The sequence below is a fragment of the Desulfosporosinus burensis genome (assembly GCF_054657535.1).
This window is the reverse complement of the sequence record NZ_BAAHYN010000004.1, coordinates 244394-261796: the sequence shown is the minus strand read 5'-3', so window position 1 is coordinate 261796 and position 17403 is coordinate 244394. Positions and strand designations below refer to the sequence as shown.

The following is a 17403-nucleotide window of genomic DNA, read 5'->3' as shown; positions in this document are numbered from 1 at the left end:
TTATTGATTAAGGGGAGGAATTTAGTATACAACTAAAACTGAAGGGGGGCGGTTTGTTTGCTAAATTCAGAACATATCTTGAGTTCTGCGGACGGCGGTGACAGCCAAGTAGCGAGTTGAATCAAAAAACACGGGGGTGACTTTGTGGAAGAAAGTAGTAGTTTTAAACCTGTACATCAATTTTTTAAATTTGGTAAAAGAAAGAATTTGGAGGAAATGCGCGACCTAGGAAAATTGTATATGAAAAACTTAGAATACTATGTTGATTATGAAGAAGCTAATAATAACCACGGGAGAGGCGATAAAAATGAAGGTGTAGCTTTGCTTGCGAACAATATAAGGATTTATACGCAGGACACTAATATACTAGTTGGAACAGCAACGTCTGGAGCATTAAGGTTTTCTGAGGAAATGAGGAAACCAGTGTACTGCCTTACTTGTAGAAACATAGTGCAAAATGTGATTTCCTATAATCATCCAAAACTAGTAGCCAGCATGGACTTTGACGAGAAGTTTAAAAATGATTTTTCTGATGATGGAGAGCTTTGTGTTCTAGTCATTCATGACGTAGCTGAATTTTTAAAAAGATTTGATGAGAAACTGAGCGAATTGGGCTTATTAGCCAGAAGAGATTTCGTAAAATATAAGGATTTAAATTATATTACTAAAGAGAATGACCAATACCTTTTCAATACTGTATTTACAAAATCCACGGATTTTTGCCACCAGTTTGAATATAGACTCGTAGTAGATTCTCAAATTGGAAAGGATGAGTGCTTCGAGGTGTATCTCGGTGATTTATCATCTATTTGTACCGAAGTAATGCGGGCTGAACCTCTGCTAACGAAATTAAGAATAGAGATGAATGTAGGGAAAGTCGATGAAGAGTCTTAAACAAGGGCTCGTAAAGTAAAAGGGTTAGGAATAGGCGTAATAAGCTGAGCTGTTCGAACCAAAGGCGATGCAACCCTAGCTTACGACTCCCCATACGGTGCCTAATATTTATTATTTGGGGATATTGCGCTACAGCTCCCCACTAACCCCTCGTGAGTGTCTGTACGGGCCTTAGAAAGCGTAGATTGTCAGGTAAATAAGCGGTGATTGACTCGGCTTACAAAATGTTGCTCAATGTAAGTGTCAAATTTTAGATTACGAATACAACTAACTTTCGTTGAAGTATTTATACTAGATATAAGGGGGCAATTATGGAAAATAAAAAGTATTTCGGAGAGAGAACTGGGGGTATTAAATTAGGAAGATTTGATTTAGAAATGCTGAAAAAATTATTTCTAAATCTATTTGAAAGACTAGACAATGAGTGTTATTTTCAAGAGGCTATTGGTTATTATTGCACAGATGGAAGTGTACGCGGTATTTTAGGAAGGGAAATTGATTCCGAAATCTTCTTAAAAACAGGGTTAGAAGATGTTTGGCCGATAAGAAGTCATTTAGAAGAATATGAAGAAGTTGAAACATTTACTATGATTGAATTTCTGTATGAACATGTGTCTTCGCCAAAAGATAAGTATTATCACGACTGGAATAACTGCGGATGGCATGCAACGAAATTTGACAAGAAAGAGGGACAAGAAATATACATTGAAGAAATTAATAAACTTTTAGTCAGATATGAGAAGGACTACTATTTAACTGACTCGGGTGAAATACATAAAGTCCCATCTAACGGTTTGAAAGTGTTAGTTAAAGAAACAATTGTTACGGAGGATGTTCGAAATGTAGATATGAGAGTTCAATATGCTATATCGAAGTTTTTAAAGTATAACTCTGATATAAATGAGAAAAAAGACGCGGTTAGAACTCTTGCGGATATTTTGGAGTATTTTAAAAAGCAAGGAATAAAATTTGAAAATAAAGATGATAGTGACCTCTTTAATATTATTAATGGATTTGATATTAGACACCATAATAAAGTTCAACAAAGTAATTATGATAGAGAATTTTGGTATGAATGGATGTTTTATACCTTTTTAGCATCGATAAACGTGCTTACTAAACTTCATAAAAATAACCCCAGCTGAGCGTGTACTTACTGACTCAATGGCAATAATCCTCATTTAATAATACTCCATAGAGACTTGTTTATTAAAAAAATAAAAGTATATGTCAAACGACTATGCTAAAATATTTATAGCGCAACAATGAGTAAAAGAAAGGTTCGGTTAGGAAAGTAAGGTTATAATGTTTCAAAAAATTTAGAGCTAATTAAAACAATCGGAATTGGGGTTTTTAATTTTGGCAAAAGCAAAAAACGAAAGCACAAACGAGTCAATGGAACAGGTTCTTTGGAGTACCGCAAACAAGCAAAGGAAGAATATGGATGCTGGAGAGTATAAACATGTCGTGCTAGGTCTTGTATTCCTAAAATACATTTCGGATAGCTTTTTAGAGCTTTATACCAAGCTTAAAGATGGTAAGGGTGAATACGAGGGGGCTGACCCCGAGGACATAAACGAATACAAAGCAGAGAATGTATTTTTTGTACCACCAACTGCGAGATGGGATTATCTTCAGGGGCGCGCTAAGCTGGCTACAATCGGTAAAGATGTGGACGATGCTATGGATGCCTTAGAAAAGGACAACCCGTCGCTTAAGGGCGTTTTGCCAAAAGAATACGCTAAAGAGAAACTGGACAAGCAGTCACTTGGTGGTTTAATTGACCTGATTGGCACAATTGCCCTGGGTGATAGCGAATCGAAATCAAAAGACGTCCTTGGCAAGGTTTATGAATATTTTCTTGGGCAATTTGCTTTGGCAGAGGGCAAGAAAGGTGGCCAATTCTACACGCCATCCAGTGTTGTCCGTCTACTTGTTGAAATGCTTGAGCCATATGAAGGTAGGGTTTTCGACCCTTGCTGTGGCAGTGGTGGAATGTTTGTACAGAGCGAAAAGTTTATCTTAGCCCATAGCGACCGTTACAACAAGGGTAATGGCAACGGTCTGCAACTAAACCTACAAGATAGAATCTCAATCTATGGTCAAGAAAGCAACCAGACAACATGGCGACTATGCAAAATGAACCTCGCCATTCGCGGTATTGATAGTACCAACGTGAAATGGAACAATGAGGGCTCATTTTTAAATGATGCACACCCAGACCTTAAAGCGGATTTTGTCATTGCCAACCCACCTTTTAATGATAAGGATTGGAGTGGCGAATTGCTGCGTACTGATGGACGCTGGGAATATGGAATACCGCCAGAAGGAAGTGCAAATTATGCTTGGATTCAACACTTCCTTTATCACCTCTCGCCAAAGGGAACCGCTGGATTTGTTCTTGCAAAAGGTTCGCTTTCTAGCAAGAATAACGGTGAAGGTGATATGCGTAAAAAGCTGATAGAAGCTGGGCTTGTAGACTGCATTGTGAGCATGCCAACAAAACTATTTCTGAATACTGGGATTCCCGCTAGTTTATGGTTTCTATCGAAAGATAAGGCAAATGGGGGTCGAAAACGCCGTAACGAAATTCTTTTTATTGACGCTCGAAATATGGGCACGCTTATCAACCGCCGCAACCGTGAATTAACATTGGATGATGTAGAGTTGATAGCCTCCGTATATCACAACTGGAGAGCCGAAAGCGAAAAGTACGTCGATATACCTGGTTTTTGCAAATCCGCAAGTCTAGATGGCGAAGGAGGAGTACGTTCATTAGATTATGTGCTTACCCCTGGTCGTTATATAGGATTACCAGATGATGAAGATGATTTTAACTTCGAAGAACGAGTTATTAACCTTTCTTCTGCGTTGAAAGGACAGATTGCTGAGGCTACTGTGCTTGATGAGCAGATAAAAGATAACTTGCTTAAAATTGGTATACAACTATGACCAAGTGGAGAGAAACTAAAGTAAAGGAAATAGTTAATCTTAACCCTGAAACACTAAGTACGAAGTGCGATTGGCAATACATTAATTATCTTGATACAGGTAATATCACAAAGGGCGAAATTGACACTTTTCAGTTGTTGAATATGAAAACTGATAAAATACCGAGTAGAGCTAAAAGGCTTGTAAATGATAATGATATTATTTATTCAACAGTAAGACCTAATCATGAGCATTATGGAATAATTAAGAACTGCGTTAAGAATATGGTTGTTTCAACTGGTTTTGCTGTATTGAGAATAAAAGAGAAATTGTGCGACAGTGATTTCTTGTACTATTTTATAACTCAAAGGGAGAATACTGAATATTTGTCTAATGTTGCAGAGGATTCAACCACCGCTTATCCATCCATTAAACCTGATATTTTGATGGAATTAGATATTACTCTTCCTGCTCTCTCCGAACAAAAAGCTATCACCTCAATTCTGTCCAGCCTCGATGATAAAATCCACCTACTCAACCGACAAAACAAAACCCTCGAATCCCTGTCAGAGACCTTTTTTAGACAGTGGTTCATTGAGGAGGTTGGGGATGATTGGGAGAGCGGAGTGCTAGGTGATTTCGTTGATATCACAAGAGGAGCATCCCCAAGACCGATACATGAATATGTCGTGGATGGAGTTTTTCCTTGGGTGAAAATAAGCGACGCAACCGCAAGTAGTTCTTTTTTTATTAACAAAACAAAAGAGAAAATCAGGGAATCAGGTATTGCAAAAAGTGTAGTTGCCAAACAAGGAGAAATTATTTTATCTAATAGCGCTACCTGCGGTTTGCTTTACGTAATGGGAATTGACGGATGTATACATGACGGTTGGCTAATATTTCGAAACTACAGGATTATGACTAAATGGTTTCTGTTTTTTCTTCTAAAAAGTCTCTCCAAGCAATTAATTGCAGTAGCCGACGGTACCGTTCAGGACAACTTGAACACTACCATCTTAAAAGAAACTATGATTCAGTTACCACCAAAAGAACTTATTAATAAGTTCGAAATTACGGTCAATGCACTTATGAAAAAAATTGTGAACAACAATAATCAAATCCGTACCCTTACCGCTTTACGAGATACTCTTCTACCTAAGCTCATTAGCGGTGAGCTTAGAGTGAAAATGTGAGGTGACGAATCGTGCCGAAGTTGTATGAATCCGAAATTGAGAATTTGGCAATTACCGAGCTAGTTGATTTAGGTTATACCTATATAGCGGGACCAGAAATAGCTCCTGACACTGGACACGCCGAACGCAGGAATTATTCTGACATTTTACTAGTCGAACGGGTTACAGCAGCTTTGGCACGACTTAATACCTCTATCCCTTCAGCCGCAATAGACGACGCAATTAAAAAACTCCTGCGTATTAGCTCATCGAACTTACTCGTAGATAATCAATTGTTTCATAAAATGCTTGTTGAAGGCGTCCCTGTTGAGTACCGCAAGAATGGCGATATTATAGGAGACTATGTAAAGGTTTATGACTTTGACAACCCCTCCAACGGAAATAATGAGTTCTTGGTTATTAACCAATACACAGTCATTGAAAATAACGTCAATAAACGCCCCGATATATTATTGTTTATCAATGGTATTCCTCTTGCCATTATTGAACTAAAAAATCCCGCAGACGAAAAGGCGACCATTCGAAAAGCTTACAACCAGCTACAAACTTACAAAGCTACAATACCCTCTCTGTTTACTTTCAACGAAATATGCGTTATATCTGATGGACTCGAAGCAAAGGTGGGGTCTCTAACCGCTCCGTTCTCTCGCTTTTCCGTATGGAAAACGAAAGATGGAATCAATGAAGCTTCGAAGTTTGACGACCAGCTAACAACACTAATTCACGGGATGCTTAACAAAGAAACAATTCTAGATTACATAAAAGGTTTTGTGACATTTGAAACAACTAAGACTGAGGATAAGACTACCAAAATAGTTAAGCTAGAAACCGTCAAGAAGATTGCTGCCTATCACCAGTATTATGCAGTCAATAAGGCTGTGAAGAAAACGATTGAAGCTGCTGGACTAGGCGGTAGCAAAAAGGCAGGGGTTATTTGGCATACCCAAGGAGCAGGGAAATCACTTTCGATGGCGTTTTATTCTGGTAAGCTTGTACAGAGCTTAGATAACCCTACAGTGGTTGTGATTACCGATAGAAACGACCTTGATGACCAACTGTTTGACACTTTTGCAGGTAACGCTGACCTGTTGCGTCAACCCCCTCAACAAGCTGATAATTGTGAACATCTAAAAGAGTTGCTTAAGGTCTCCTCTGGAGGTATCGTCTTCACTACGATTCAAAAATTTATGCCTGATGGTGATTTGTCCGACTATGAAATGTTGTCAAGTAGACATAACATTGTGGTAATGGCAGACGAGGCCCACAGAACCCAGTATGGCTTCGATGCAAAGTTTAGAGATATTAAGGACGAGAACAGAAATGTAATTGGTCAGCGTACCGTGTATGGGTTCGCGAAGTATATGCATGACGCATTGCCAAATGCAACCTTCATCGGCTTTACAGGTACTCCTGTGGAGGGGCGTGACGCTAATACCCCAGCTGTATTTGGAGACTACATAGATATTTATGACATCGCACAGGCTGTAGAGGATAAGATTACTGTCAAGATTTATTATGAGAGTCGATTAGCAAAGGTGAACCTTACTGAAGAAGGTAGACAACTCATAGAAGAGTTTGACAATGAACTTTCTGAGACAGACGAAATGGACGAAGCCAAGACTGCTAAGTTAAAGTGGGCGAAACTTGAGGCTATTGTAGGAAGTCAAGAACGTCTTTCTAACCTTGCACGAGATATAGTTGACCATTTCGAAGGTAGGCAACAAGTTTTTGAGGGTAAGGCCATGATAGTTGCTATGAGCCGTCGTATTGCTGCGGACTTGTATTCAGAGATTATTAAGCTGAAACCTGAGTGGCATAGTGATGATTTGGACAAAGGTGTTATCAAGGTGGTTATGACTGCGGCAAGCTCTGATGACCTTGTAATGCAAAAACATCATACGAGTAAACAACAACGTAAAGCCTTGTCCCAACGGATGAAGGATGAAAATGACCCGTTGAAATTGGTTATTGTTCGAGATATGTGGTTGACAGGTTTTGATGCACCATGTTTGCATACTATGTATGTTGATAAATCGATGAAGGACCATAACCTAATGCAGGCAATAGCCCGTGTTAATCGTGTATTTAAGGACAAACCAGGTGGATTGATTGTGGACTATATCGGTATTGGGACTAGCTTAAAGGAGGCGTTAGCTTTCTACGCGGAAAGTGGTGGCAAGGGTATGCCCGCCGAGACCCAAGAGAAAGCAGTAGACATTCTCTTAGAAAAGCTAGAGGTAGTTCGCCAAATGCTTCATGGATTTGATTATACTGCATTCTTCTCTTCGGAAATCAAGGAGAAGTTATCAATTATCCTGAGAGCTGAGGACTACATTTTAGGGATTAAAGATGACGCTAAAACTCGATACGTAAGAGAAGTTTCCTTATTAAGTCAAGCATATGCCCTATCGAAGCCACACAGGGCAACGATTGAACATGCTGAAGAGATTGCCTTCCTTCAAGCTGTGAAAGCACGACTCACCAAGTTTGAAACGGGTGGAAATGGTGGCACAGACAGATATGAGACAGTTATCAAAAATATTGTCGAGGGTGCATTATATTCAGACCAGGTTATCGATGTATTTGATGCGGCAGGATTAGCTAAACCAGACATATCAATACTCTCCGATGATTTCCTTAAAGAAATTCAGGGTATGAAATTCAAAAATGTTGCGCTGGAACTTCTGAAAAAATTACTTGCTGACGAAATCACTATTCGTTCTAAACGTAACATAACGAAATCAAAATCACTCATGGATATGCTCAAGGGAGCGCTGAATCAATATCAGAGCAACCAATTAACCACGGCTCAAATTATTGAAGAATTAATTAGAATAGCCAAAGAAGTCGCAGCAGCAGATAGACGTGGTGAGAACCTTGGATTAAGTGAGGATGAGCTTGCCTTTTATGATGCACTCGAAACGAACGACAGCGCAGTGGCTGTTTTAGGAGACGCAACATTGAAAGATATTGCTAAGGAAATTGCAAATAAAGTTAAGTCTAACGCAACTATAGACTGGGAAATCAAAGAAAGTGTACGCGCAAGATTGATGGTTATAGTGAGAAGAACTTTAAGAAAATATGGTTATCCACCAGATAAACTAGAGATTGCAATTCTGCACGTTTTGCAACAGGCTGAAAACTTGGCAAATATTTGGGCGAACCAAGCCTCTTGATGGCGATGCTTATGCTTACTTGGCACTGCGTTTCCCATATTTGTCGTTCTAAGTCGATGCGTTTCCCATATTTGTCGTTCTAAGTTGATGTATTTCCCATATTCTGCGTTCTGAGTAATGCGTTCCCAATATTTAGTGTCCTAGAGTGTCCACAAGTTGGGCAGAGGACGACTTGAAGGATAATTTCCTCCGAATTTAAGCAAAAGTAAACTACATTATTAATATCGATTTCAGAAATAACCGCAAACCTTGGTGGGTAGTTCATTAATACCTTAAAAGGATATGCAGAAGGGCAGAGTTATGCAAAAAAAGAATCCAACCGTTTTTGTAAGCTACAGCTGGGACAATTTAACTCATCAGCAGTGGGTGTTGAATCTTACAAATGAATTAAGAAGAAAAGGTATAGACGCTACGATGGATGTTTTTGAGACACAATTAGAGACAGTAAATTTAAATGCAATGATGATTTCTAAGATTAAAAACAGCGATTATATAGTCATCATACTTACGGAAAATTACGCTCAAAAAGCCGATGGACTTAAGGGTGGGGTTGGTTTTGAGACGCTCTTAACCATGCCTTACTTGCGAGATAATCTAGGTAAACTTATATTAATAATGAGACATCAAGGGGATTATACCAAAGTGTTCCCTTTCCATTATAAAGATGTATACGCAATAGATATGTCGGGTGATAGAACGCAGCCAGATAAATTAGATGAATTGGTATATAAAATATTCAATGTTCCAATGTATGAAATGGCTGAATTGGGACCTATCCCTGAACTCAAACCTAAGAAAGGGCTGGGTTCATCAATGCCTGTCGACGTTGCCAATCGATTAATCCCAAAACTGAAAAAGATAACTGATATGGATAAGAATCAGTTTCTAAAGAATGTTTATCATCAGCTTTGTAAAAAGTTAGAAGAGATGTTTGAACAGACAAAACAGGCTAATCAAGAATTTGATTACTCATGTGAAGAAATTACAAGTAGAAAAACCATTTTCTATGCTTATGTAGATGGTAATAAAGTAACGGGTATAAAAATATGGTATGGAAGTTCAATGGGTTTTTCTGAAGGTATCTATTTCCAATTTGGGAGTCGCATTAGTGATAACAATGACAATTCCTACAATGAAATGATAAATTGTGAAGTCAATAGTAATAATGAGCTTCAGTTAAAGCGTTCAATGTATGCTTTCGGTAGCAAAGACACCAATGATATTGACACAATTATTGAAGAAATATGGCTTTATCATATCAAGAGCAGCCTGGAACGGTGAGGTGTTCCATAACAATAGATATTATTTTTATATAAGGAACGTGACTTATATGCATGAAATGTTTAAATATGACAGAGTAAAGAAGACGTTGTGCAGTAATTCATACGCATGGGAGAGTGCCATCGCTGTTTTAGAAAAGCTCATAAACGTTCCTGATATTATATTAACTTATCCGATAAATTTATATGATGATGACTGGCATGGGAGTGTAAGTGTATTCTTTTTCACTAGAAATTATATTTACCATATGTATTTTCAATCAGGCAATAAAGAGTTCCCAATCAGAGTTTTCAAATCCGAAAACATTTCTGAAATAGTGCTATCAATAAAGGGAGAATCTGCTGTTAGCTTAAAGATAGTATTAAAAGACGAATATATCGTCCTGTCCAGTCAAGATGCTCCCAATAATTACACTTCTCATAAGTACGCCGATGCACTTGTTCAAATTGGGGCGATATTTTCAAAGTAAAGAATCATGTTTAATGAGATTAATGCCCCTTAATCATTGCCAAACTGAAAATATTACAGTGAGGTGAATTAAATGTATTTAGCTTTCCCAGTTAATGAAAAAATCAAAGCTCGGATAGACGCAGTATGCTTATCACTTAATATATCCCTTGAAGAATGGTTTGAGACGGCCTTGAAAGCATCAGAATTTGATGTATTGGTTAAGTTTCTCGACCACCCAGAGGACCAAAAATCATGGGCTTGGGATGAAAATTTATGTATATTCGTTCGTAGTTCCGAAGTAGAATAAGCGTCTCACTTTAACGTTAAATGAATTGTACCCTGTAATTTGAACTAGTCTAGGTATCTTCAAGGAACGATTGGTTTAGCGAGGGCGTAGTAACATAAGTTTCTAACACTTTAACTGAAAAGAAAGTGGAATGACGCGGAATCCCTAAAACGTTAAGCAAAATACAGAGACTGGAGCGAAATATATGAACGGATACCTTGAAAAATTGGGTGGTCAATATTTGTGTAGGTTTAGTAGTGAGAACTGTTGGCCAGAACTACATGGCACCATACCGATAATCTGTTGCACTTTTCAAGTATCTCAGCGTTATGATATCGAGAATTACATGAATTGTTTTGTATTAAATATTAATAGCAGGAAAATTAGTATTTGTGATTTAGAAATTGGATATTTGATTAAGCCAAACTTTATTGATTTAATCCAATCTAGCGTAGGACCACTTAATATACACTTTACACGAGAAGATATAGAACTTATTGAGTCAGCTAGAAAAGATGGTGATGTGCAGCTGTTGCTTAATCTGGAAGTGCTGATTGCGTTGGATAAGGTTAATAGACATGGATTTGAAGAATTATTCAAAATGAATTTAGTTCTCAATACATCCATACCTAAATCAAAATGGTTAGAAACGTTTTTACCTGCGTGGAACTACTTTTATAGCAGGGAAAAAATAATATTCTTAGATAGCTTAGACTCTAAAATTAGGGTTAAGGAGCTTATTGCAGCTGCGAGAAAAAGTTTTGCAGCAAATGATTATCATGGAACAATTACAAGGTCGTATATTGCACTTGAGGCTATCCCAAAAGAACTCTGGAGTTGTCAAATTTGGTTTAGTCCCTAAACTCGTAATTTTAGTACCAATTTATGGTTATAATATAACTGGCTCTTATCTACAGGCAGGATAGTGAAATGCTGGAGAGCAACACGAGCGGCCGGTAGAGTTCTGCTAAGGATAGCCAGGGGATATATTTAATCACCCTGGTATCTTTATTTCTATCCTTAGGAGAACCAAAAAGCGATAAACTCAAGAGGCGAAGCCTCTTAACTGTTACACCGCTTGGGGTAAACGCTCTCGATAATACTGTGAACGCATTACTAGGGGCGGATAACCTCCGTTTGGAGTGTAAATTCGTTTCCGATTGTAATAGGTTTCTATAAATCTAAACACTATGCTTTTAATCTTTTCCATACTCATTGTTTCGGTTCTGAATTTATAGATGCTTTCTTTCTTTAATGTGGCAAAAAAGGACTCCATTCTGGCATTGTCATAACATTTACCAGTACTGCTCATACTCTGTTTCGCACCATGCTGGGCGAGTGCTTGACGGTAGATCCCGCTTGTGTATTGACTACCCCTGTCCGAATGAAAGACCATCCCATAGGCTTGATACCTCTTAACACCCGAGGTAAAGGCTTCGACACATAGCTCGGCTCTCATGTGATTTGCCATTTTAAATCCCACGATACTTCCATCGAAACAATCCAATACGGCGGCTAAATAAAGCTTTCCGTCAGCCGTTGGGATTTCTGTGACATCTCCAAGCCATTTTTGATTGGGTGATACTGCAGAAAAGTCTTGTTTGATGAGATTGGCACTGGCTTGAGCGGCTAGATCTGCTTTGGTTATTCCTCTACAGTGATGTTTCTTCTTGAGCATAAGATGGTTGATTTTACAGAGCTTAAGGATTACATAATAGCTACCGGTATAGCCTTGATAAAGTTTTAAATGGAGATAAATCCTGTATGCTCCATAGTCCGGGTTGTCCGCACGAATTTGAAGGATCTTAGCCAAAAGTTCTTCGTATTTGTAAGGCTTGGACTGCCTTTTTAACCACTTATAATATCCGGCTTCACTAACCAGTAATACTCTGCACATGGTTTTTATGCTGTGCTTGGTTTTCTCTTTAGTTTTGTGAAACCACATCCAATGAAAAAGCTCTCGTGCAGCTATTTCTTTTGGCTCTCTGCGAAAAAACCTAAGGCCCTTTTTAGAATATCATTGGCGGCTTCAAGGTCTTTAATCTTCTTTTCCATTGCTTTGGTTTCAGCTGTTTTTGGGTCAATACGTTTATGTCCGCTGCCAACAAAACTTACTTCTCCATACCGTTTTGATTGATTTTTCCATGAGTATAGCGTTGTTACTGGAATCCCCAGTTTCTCTGAGGCAGCCGTCGTCCCTAATTCGTAAGACAACTTGATGGCCTCTTGTTTGAAGTCTTTGTCGTATTCTCGCATCTGGATTTACCTTCTTTCGTTTTTCCTATTCTTACCAGAATTACGAGTTTTCTGACTTAACTAAAATGATACTACTCCACTCGGTTATAAAGATTTAAAATCTATGTTCGATAAACTTACTACGGAAGGTACCGAAATGAATACTTATATAAAGATAAATGAAATCGTTAGAGCTACTAAAAGCTATATGAATCTGGCTCGGCATGATGAAATCCGAAATGATGTCAATGTAAAGATTTCTCGAAACGATGCAAATTTGGCATTGATTTATACTGAGGTTTTGATTAATTATTTGTTAGATAACTTGGCATAAGTATCAGTGCGTTCACAAGGGATAAAAAATCAATTCCTAACACTAGTGCCCTTAAATGAATAAATATTAAATTCTACTTCGTTTTAAAAGCAATGTGATTATACGTGCGGTCGGATAATATGTCACCTTCCATTATTGCAATCCATAGACCATTAATAAGAAAGAATTTTTCTAGATAATACGTATTATTTTCGCTTGAATATACTTCACATGGGCGTCAAAAACATATCATTGTCCACATGTTCAAGATTGTCAAGCACTCTCTCAGTTCAAACGTCTTAATATTCATTCGTTTAAATTATTCGTTGTGTCACGGGTATTCAATGATACTAGGGTTCTAGGTATCGAATAAATCCCATTCAGTGAGTAACTAAAATTCCCTATCGACTTTTTTCAAAAACTCTAATTGAAAGCTAGCATATTTATAATCGTATTCTATTACCTGACAAAGTAGCTCATCACCTTCGTTTATTGAGATATATGATTCATTGGACAGTTGATATTTGTTCGGGAATGTTGCTAAAAAACCGCGCAATTCGTTATCGAAAAGGCATAATAAACTGTAATTTCTTTTGGATATAACCTTGCAAATTAATTGTGTACCTCTTTGGTATTTCGAGGAAATGTCTATCGCTTTTGTTGCTGACGAGTCTGACAACATCATATTGTCGACTGTATCCATGCATTCTTTTAAATCATATATAGAAAAACATTCTTCATCCTTCAAATAAACTTCTGGTTGTGATAAAAAATCCCCTCTATATTTTTTTAAATAATCAATCATATCTTTTGCTGTTGCCATTACAGGTAATTTTTCTAAGTAATTGCGCATTGCGATTCTTCTCGAAATACTCGTCATGATTTGAGGATTTTTATAAATTACATCCTCAGCACAAGCCCCAAGGTAGCTGATATTTCCCAGCAAGTTTAAATGAAGAGTGCCTGATGGGGATAATTTGATTAAGTCACAATAATCCACTTCCGAGAAATCAATTTCGGAAAATATTAAACCCCTTTTGATTAGGCTTTTAATCTCACGATAAATAACGACCTCATTATGCCCAATAGTTTGCAAGGCTCTTATTAATCTATCGACTTTATGATAGCCCTGGACACGGTTAGGTCCTTCTTCGTGTATATATTTCTTTAACCAGCGTAAAATATCAACTCTTACAAATGGGTCTGGGAAGTCATCTTCAAATTTGGCAGAAAATAAGTTTGCAAAATTGGATTTTTCATCGCTATAATACCTTCTGTTCTTTCTCAGAAGGGCATTAATAATCTTGTGTGCAGGCAAATGAGAATCTTCTTTTGCTGTTCTTATCATAAGAATATCTTCTGATTTTATATGGCCACTTTTACAAAAGTCCTCGAATAACTGAATTCCGTCTCTTATGTTTCTGTTCGTTAATTTATAAAATATATCTGCAATCCAGCGATTTTTTCTTATACTCAATAAAATGCATTTAAAATATTCAATTTGCTCTTTGTTTTTAACTACTACATTAATCCCTTTTTCCAATGAATAACTAACTTGGTCAGTTCCTCTTAATCGATATATGTATTCTAACCTTGCTTGCAGGACTTTCAACAAATCAGCAGTATCAATGCGAAAAACCAAATCCTTAACTACAGTATCTAGAGGTTTTTCATTCTTGTAAGTATCATATGTACTATCTCGCATTGGCAAAATAACAATGCATTTGTAGCTTTCCCTTATCCATTGGGCCACTTCAAACATCAACAATTGTGCATCTTTATTTCTTTTATCGCAGTTATCGAAAACAATTATTGGTACTTTATTCTTAGTTTCTTTTAAATATCCTAAAATTGCTTTAAGAATAGTTTCATTATCTTGTGTATACTGCTGTAACATTTTGAATAACTCTGCACTATAGGCGTCCTCATTATTTTTTAAAATTTGTCCTATACCGTGTTCAAAATCTGATATTTCTCTTTTGAATAGTTTTTTAATAGTTTCTATATTTGTGAAGTTAATCTCTTTATAATTAATTTTAATCTGTGCAATAATTTTGGTTTTTATCCAGCTATATATTTCATCCCTATTTAATGGTGCGGGATTCATATTAACAAAAATCCATTCACTTTTGTTTGATAACTCTTTGTACTTTTCCTTTAGAACTATTTCTTTGAAATATCTAATAAATGTAGTTTTACCACTACCCACATTTCCTATTAACAACATTAATGAATATGTTTGTTCATGTAAAATAATATGTTTATTTAATTTATCTACAATCTCAGCTGGCTCGTCAGTAGAAATTAAGGTAGTGTTTACCTCGCTAGGAAGTTTAATCTTTTTTATTTCTTTATACATTGGTTCTATATGTTGTTCCCTCTTGGAAGATAGAATATAGGCGTTCTTTACTATTCCGACCCTATCTTCTTCTGTTTCAGGGTCAAATATATTGCGATTCTCAAACACCAAGGTTCTTCCATACGTGTTCTCTACAAGTTCTTCATCCTGAACTCTTTTGCCGCCAAGTTCTGAAACTGGCGTATTAAATATCGCCCTTCCTCTAGATTCAATATAGGGTCTATTAGCAACTTTTAACAATTCATCTTTTGAACAAAACTTAAGTATTTCAACAAAAGACTTACTTTCTGTTTGAAATTCTTCAAAAGAGAGTTTCAGTTCGGGTTCAGCTTGGTCAAAATATCCTGCCCATGTCTCCGTCCCATTACTTACAACAATTTTGCTACAAACATTCACATTATGTGGGAAGGCGGCATTTACTTCTACTGCATATAACCTTGCTTCCGAATAAGCAGTAACCAAATCCCCGCCAGGAGCTTTGGCTTCAATAACTAATAAAGGTATTCCTCTCATAGCAATAAGATAATCAGGATAATAATATTTTTGCTTACCCTTACCAATCAGATATTGTCTTAAGATTTGCTTTGTTTGTATATCAGAAGGTCTAAACCCCAAACCCATAGGACTAGAATTCGTCAAAAACTGATAAATAAATTTTTGCTCGACATCACTTTCAGTTTTCAAAGTATTATATTCGCAATATAACGACATCTGCCCAGACCTCCTCATTTCATCGCAATGTTATGTTTCAGAGTCTTCAGAGTGTTTCAAAATGACTGCTCCTGAAATAGAATTCTTCATGAGTTACTTAATTCCTCAAAGTCGTATTAAGAATTAATTACGTTTATTATTTGCGTTATAGCATGTTTTCGGTCGTATAGTGGAAAAGGACTGGGTCCGCTGTAATCGTGCGGTTTCCCAAGGTGTAGAGAATCAAATATGAATAATCAACCTCTGTGTGCTGTCTTAGAAGAGATTTTCCAAACCACCAACACTAGGGGGGGTACTGGAGACTTTTAGAATCGGCAATAATTTAGGTTTAAGTTTTGAATGCTTTAGTCCTTGTTCATTTAGCGGAGCTATGCAGTCTGAATCAATACAAATATCTTTAATTTCATACAGCTTTGAACTGATAGCCTTACACTTTTGATAATTAAATATTGTGATATTGCATCCGCCTTTGTGCAATGAACTATTAAATTTTATACCATCGTACTCTAAATTTTTTAAGTATTCTGCGATATATTGAGTAGGGATATAGTCATGTTTATTTGTGTTGATAGGCTCAGAGAATTTCCACATAATTAATAACATTAACTTATCTTCAAGAGAACTGTTAATGCTGTCAACACCATGATAAGAGAAATCGGCTATCTTTATCTCTTCGGTTACTTTAATTTCTGCCACACTTATATTTCCTCCAAGGTATGGCCTCACTTCGGTTAAGGCGGTATAAGGAGATTCAGAAGTATATAAATACTTGATTAATGATGGGTTAGCTCTTCCTTCTGTTACCGAACTATTATCTTTAGGAACGAATGAATTATCTTCATCATATCCCCAGAATCCTGAGTTCCTCTTCGATTCAATAGCCGTCTTATTGCGCATTGTATCAAATGTACTATACATATCCAATCCATCCAAATTGAAATCAGAACCAAGGTATTTAGTGAAATAAGGCTTTTCATTAAATATTCTTGCCCTATAAAGTATGGTGTTCTCTTCTATTGATTCTTTGTGATTCTCCGCTATTGTTCTTGTAAAATCTAAAACTGGGTGGTTTAAAATGAATCTATTTCTGTATAGAATTTCTTCCTGAAAGCTACGCCATAAATCGATAGCTTGATTTAAAACTGAATCCGCCTCTTCCATCCTTACCTCCATTAAATACGAACATATTCAAGGGTCGCAACAAGTTTGAGTGTCTCAAATAATCTACTTAACTTCTTTTTCTCAATGTTTACCATTAATGCACCACTTTCCTTCTTTTTATTGTTATGCTAATCTCCAACCATCCTCCTTACAGACAAAATTGCTATAATACCCCGACAGTTTTCAAATGAAGCGTAGCTTTTTGCATATGGTTAAGGGGGTTGTGGGAAATTACTTGTCTTAAATTCAATAATTCCCCAACTATTTCCTGCACGAATTCTAATAATATAATTATGTTGAACGCAGAGTTTAAAATATCTATATGTTGAAAACCTATAGTTAGCCTCAAAAATAAAGGATAACAATGAAAATATGTCGAAATATCCATTTGGAAGAGATTGTATTAGCAATTT

At 36.9% G+C, this 17403-nt stretch carries 14 protein-coding genes; 10 read left to right on the top strand and 4 right to left on the bottom strand.

Going from position 1 to position 17403, the window contains the following annotated elements; genetic code table 11:
* Positions 1-144: 144 nt before the first annotated feature.
* The 9 genes from ACYQ3Q_RS08640 (at position 145) to ACYQ3Q_RS08600 (ending at position 11073) form a co-directional block, all read left to right on the top strand.
* Positions 145-894, top strand: coding sequence for a hypothetical protein (locus tag ACYQ3Q_RS08640; RefSeq protein WP_459928185.1), 750 nt, complete (start codon positions 145-147; stop codon positions 892-894).
* A gap of 311 nt (positions 895-1205) precedes the next feature.
* On the top strand, positions 1206-2039 hold the full coding sequence (locus ACYQ3Q_RS08635) for a hypothetical protein (protein ID WP_459928184.1): 834 nt from the start codon (positions 1206-1208) through the stop codon (positions 2037-2039).
* Between the two features lie 214 nt (positions 2040-2253).
* Complete coding sequence (locus ACYQ3Q_RS08630; RefSeq protein ID WP_459928183.1) at positions 2254-3846, top strand: type I restriction-modification system subunit M; 1593 nt, start codon at positions 2254-2256, stop codon at positions 3844-3846.
* Complete coding sequence (locus tag ACYQ3Q_RS08625) at positions 3843-5018, top strand: restriction endonuclease subunit S (protein WP_459928182.1); 1176 nt, start codon at positions 3843-3845, stop codon at positions 5016-5018. The genes ACYQ3Q_RS08630 and ACYQ3Q_RS08625 overlap by 4 nt, the downstream gene beginning before the upstream one ends.
* A gap of 11 nt (positions 5019-5029) precedes the next feature.
* Positions 5030-8194 (top strand): type I restriction endonuclease subunit R, encoded by a 3165-nt coding sequence (locus ACYQ3Q_RS08620; RefSeq protein ID WP_459928181.1) that lies wholly within the window; start codon positions 5030-5032, stop codon positions 8192-8194.
* Between the two features lie 300 nt (positions 8195-8494).
* Positions 8495-9475, top strand: a complete 981-nt coding sequence (locus ACYQ3Q_RS08615; RefSeq protein WP_459928180.1) for a toll/interleukin-1 receptor domain-containing protein — start codon at positions 8495-8497, stop codon at positions 9473-9475.
* Entirely contained in the window at positions 9429-9944 is a 516-nt protein-coding gene (locus ACYQ3Q_RS08610) for a hypothetical protein (RefSeq protein WP_459928327.1), read from the top strand. The genes ACYQ3Q_RS08615 and ACYQ3Q_RS08610 overlap by 47 nt, the downstream gene beginning before the upstream one ends.
* Positions 9945-10016: 72 nt before the next feature.
* Complete coding sequence (locus ACYQ3Q_RS08605) at positions 10017-10232, top strand: hypothetical protein (RefSeq protein WP_459928179.1); 216 nt, start codon at positions 10017-10019, stop codon at positions 10230-10232.
* 184 nt (positions 10233-10416) lie between these two features.
* Positions 10417-11073 (top strand): hypothetical protein, encoded by a 657-nt coding sequence (locus ACYQ3Q_RS08600; protein ID WP_459928178.1) that lies wholly within the window; start codon positions 10417-10419, stop codon positions 11071-11073.
* A 207-nt stretch (positions 11074-11280) separates the two neighbouring features.
* On the opposite strand, the gene ACYQ3Q_RS08595 is transcribed toward ACYQ3Q_RS08600, so the two are convergent.
* A complete protein-coding gene (locus ACYQ3Q_RS08595; protein WP_459927236.1) occupies positions 11281-12156 on the bottom strand; it encodes an IS3 family transposase in 876 nt (291 codons plus the stop codon).
* A gap of 23 nt (positions 12157-12179) precedes the next feature.
* Positions 12180-12467, bottom strand: coding sequence for a transposase (locus tag ACYQ3Q_RS08590; RefSeq protein ID WP_459927235.1), 288 nt, complete (start codon positions 12465-12467; stop codon positions 12180-12182).
* Between the two features lie 187 nt (positions 12468-12654).
* Here ACYQ3Q_RS08590 and ACYQ3Q_RS08585 point away from each other — a divergent pair, with 187 nt between their 5' ends.
* The gene (locus tag ACYQ3Q_RS08585) at positions 12655-12780 is read left to right on the top strand and encodes a hypothetical protein (protein ID WP_459928177.1); all 126 of its coding nucleotides are present in this window, start codon (positions 12655-12657) and stop codon (positions 12778-12780) included.
* A 370-nt stretch (positions 12781-13150) separates the two neighbouring features.
* On the opposite strand, the gene ACYQ3Q_RS08580 is transcribed toward ACYQ3Q_RS08585, so the two are convergent.
* A complete protein-coding gene (locus ACYQ3Q_RS08580; RefSeq protein ID WP_459928176.1) occupies positions 13151-15802 on the bottom strand; it encodes a type I restriction enzyme HsdR N-terminal domain-containing protein in 2652 nt (883 codons plus the stop codon).
* Positions 15803-16084: 282 nt separating this feature from the next.
* Positions 16085-16990 (bottom strand): RES family NAD+ phosphorylase, encoded by a 906-nt coding sequence (locus tag ACYQ3Q_RS08575; RefSeq protein ID WP_459928175.1) that lies wholly within the window; start codon positions 16988-16990, stop codon positions 16085-16087.
* Positions 16991-17403 lie beyond the last annotated feature (413 nt).